Genomic DNA, 3284 nt, shown 5'->3' with positions numbered 1-3284 from the left:
GTTCGAGACCGGGACGCGGATGTACCGCACCGGCGACCTGGTGCGCTGGACGCCCGCCGGTGAGCTGGAGTACCTGGGCCGCACCGACTTCCAGGTGAAGTTGCGTGGTCTGCGGATCGAGCTCGGTGAGATCGAGACCGCGCTGCTGGCGCAGCCGGAGGTGGGCCAGGCCGTGGTGACGGTCGCGGCCTCGCAGCTCGGTGAGCAGCTGGTCGCGTATGTGGTGCCCGCGTCGGGCGCGCGGATCGACGCCACCGAGTTGCTCGACGCGGTGCGCGTGGTCCTGCCCGCCTATATGGTTCCGGCGACCGTGATGCAGCTGGACGAGTTCCCGCTGAGCCCGTCCGGCAAGCTGAATCGCCGGGCGCTGCCGCAGCCGCAGTTCGAGGCCCGCGAGTTCCGGGCTCCCTCGACCCCGATCGAGGAGATCGTGGCCGGTATCTACGCCGATGTGCTCGGGGTGGACCGGGTCGGCGTGGACGACGACTTCTTCGCCTTGGGCGGTAACTCGCTCATCGCGACCCAGGTCGCCGCCCGCGTCGGGCGTGCGCTGGATATCGACGTGCCGGTGCGCGTCCTGTTCGAGGCGCCCACGGTGGCCGCCCTGGCCGTGCGAGCGGAATCGCAGTCCGGGACCGGCGGCCGGGTGGCGCTGGCCCCGCGGCCGCGTCCGGCCCACGAGCTCGCGTCCGGCGGGACCGTGGAGCGGGTGCCGCTGTCGCTGGCGCAGCAGCGGATGTGGTTCCTGAACCGGTTCGACCCGGATTCGTTCGTGGACAACATCCCGATCGCGGTCCGGCTGTCCGGCGAACTCGACACCGCCGCGTTGCGGGCGGCGGTCGGCGATGTGCTGGCGCGGCACGAATCGCTGCGCACCTTCTACCCCGAGGTGGACGGCACCGCGTACCAGCAGGTGCTGCCGACGGCCGAGGTGATGCCGGAACTGGCGTCGGCCGAGGTCGCGATGGCCGAACTGCCCGCGCGGCTCGCCGAACTGGTCACCACCCGCTTCGATGTCACCGCGGAGGTGCCGTTCCGGGCCGGGCTGTTCCGGCTCGACGCCACCGAACACGTACTCGCCTTCGTCGTCCATCACATCTCCGGTGACGGGTTCTCGATGGCCCCGCTGCTGCGCGACGTGGTGACCGCCTACGTGGCCCGCACCGCGGGCGACGCTCCCGGCTGGGCGCCGCTGGAAGTGCAGTACGCCGACTTCACGCTGTGGCAGCGGCAGGTCCTGGGCGCCGAGGACGACCCAGCCTCCGTGATCGCCCAGCAGGTGGCCTACTGGTCGCGGGAGCTGGCGGGGCTGCCCGACCAGCTCGATCTTCCGGCCGACCGGCCCCGGCCCGCCGTGGCCTCGGGCCGGGGCGCGACCCATACGTTCGAGATCGACGCCGAAACCCACACCGGGCTCACCGAATTGGCGCGCGCCGAGGGCGCGACGCTGTTCATGGCCGTGCACGCGGCCTTCGCGGTGCTGCTGTCGCGGTTGTCCGGCGAGACCGATATCGCGATCGGTACCCCGATCGCGGGCCGCGGTGAGCGCGCCCTCGACGATCTGATCGGTATGTTCGTCAACACCCTGGTGTTGCGGACGCCGATCGATTCCGGCGCCGGGTTCACCGAACTGCTGGGTGCGGTGCGCGGTACCGATATCGCCGCCTTCGGGCACGCGGATCTGCCGTTCGAGCGCCTGGTGGAGATCCTGGACCCGGTGCGTTCGCAGGCCCGGCACCCGCTGTTCCAGGTGATGCTTTCGCTGCAGAACACGCCGCCGGTACAGGCCGAACTGCCCGGGCTCACCCTCGGTGCGGTCCAGATGCCGATGGAGACCGCGAAATTCGATCTCCAGCTCGATCTGAGCGAGCGGCCCGGAACCGAGGGCATCGTCGCGACCTTCATCTACGCGACGGACCTGTTCGACGACGCGACGGTCGCGCAGTTCGGGCGCCGCTTCGTCCGGTTGCTCGAGGCCGTGGTCCGCACGCCCGAGCGTCCGCTGGGCGATCTGCCGCTGCTGGACGTGGTGGAGGCCTCGGATATCGTGCGCGGCGGGTACGGCCCGGAGCGGGCCGTCGATCCGGCGGCGACGCTGGTCGGCCTGTTCGCCGACCAGGTCGTGCGGACTCCGGAAGCGACCGCGGTGGCGTTCGAGGGGACAGGTCTGTCCTATGCCGAGTTCGCCGGCCGGGTGAACCGCCTGGCGCGGCATCTGATGTCGCTGGGTGTGGGACCGGATGTTCCGGTGGCGCTCGGAATGCGGCGTTCGCTGGATCTGGTCGTCGCGATGTACGCGGTCGTCACCGCCGGTGGCGCCTACGTACCGCTGGATCCGGAGCAGCCGGCCGAACGGACGGACTACATCCTGGCCACGGCCGACCCGCTCTGCGTCCTGACCAGTGCGGCCGATGAGTTCACCACCGCGGATCGCCCGGTGGTGGTCGTCGACGAACTGGACCTCACGGGCTACCCGGCGACCCCGGTCACCGATGCGGATCGGTCCGCGCCGCTGCGGCCGGAGAACACCGCCTACGTGATCTTCACGTCCGGTTCCACCGGTCGTCCGAAGGGCGTGGCGGTATCGCACGCCGCGATCGTCAACCGCCTGGTGTGGATGCAGTCGCAATACCGGCTGGCGGACACCGACGTGGTGTTGCAGAAGACGCCGTCGACGTTCGACGTGTCGGTGTGGGAGTTCTTCTGGCCGTTGCAGATCGGTGCGCGGCTGGTGGTCGCGAAGCCGGACGGGCATCGCGATCCCGGCTATCTGGCGGAGATCATCGACGCCGAAGGTGTGACGGTGGCGCATTTCGTGCCGTCCATGCTGACGGTCTTCGTGGGTGCGCTCGCCGGTACCGCCGCGGAGACGGCGCGGTGCCGGTCGCTGCGGATGGTGTTCGCCTCCGGTGAGGCGCTGCCGCCGAAGCCGGCGCATCAGCTGCGCGACCTGACCGGCGCCACGGTGCACAACCTGTACGGCCCCACCGAGGCCGCGGTCGACGTGACCTACCACGAAGTGACCGCGGCGGATACGACGTCGGTGCCGATCGGCGCGCCGGTGTTCAACACACGCGTCTACGTGCTCGACGCCCGGTTGCGGCCGGTGCCCTCGGGTGTCGCGGGTGAGCTGTATCTGGCGGGCCGCCAGCTCGCACGCGGATACGTCGCCCGGCCGGACCTGTCCGCCGACAGGTTCGTCGCCGATCTGTTCGAGATCGGCGAGCGGATGTACCGCACCGGCGACCTGGTGCGCTGGACGCCCGCCGGTGAGCTGGAGTACC

General features: G+C 70.6%; 1 protein-coding gene. It reads left to right on the top strand.

The genetic code is table 11. The annotated features are described in order from the left end of the window. The coding region (locus tag ACWDU1_RS30975) for an amino acid adenylation domain-containing protein (RefSeq protein WP_450003916.1) at positions 1 to 3284 on the top strand (3284 nt) is incomplete at both ends.

Source organism: Nocardia sp. NPDC003345 (genome assembly GCF_053589395.1).
Note: the sequence above shows the minus strand (reverse complement) of the source record. Positions and strands in the feature narration are given on the sequence as shown.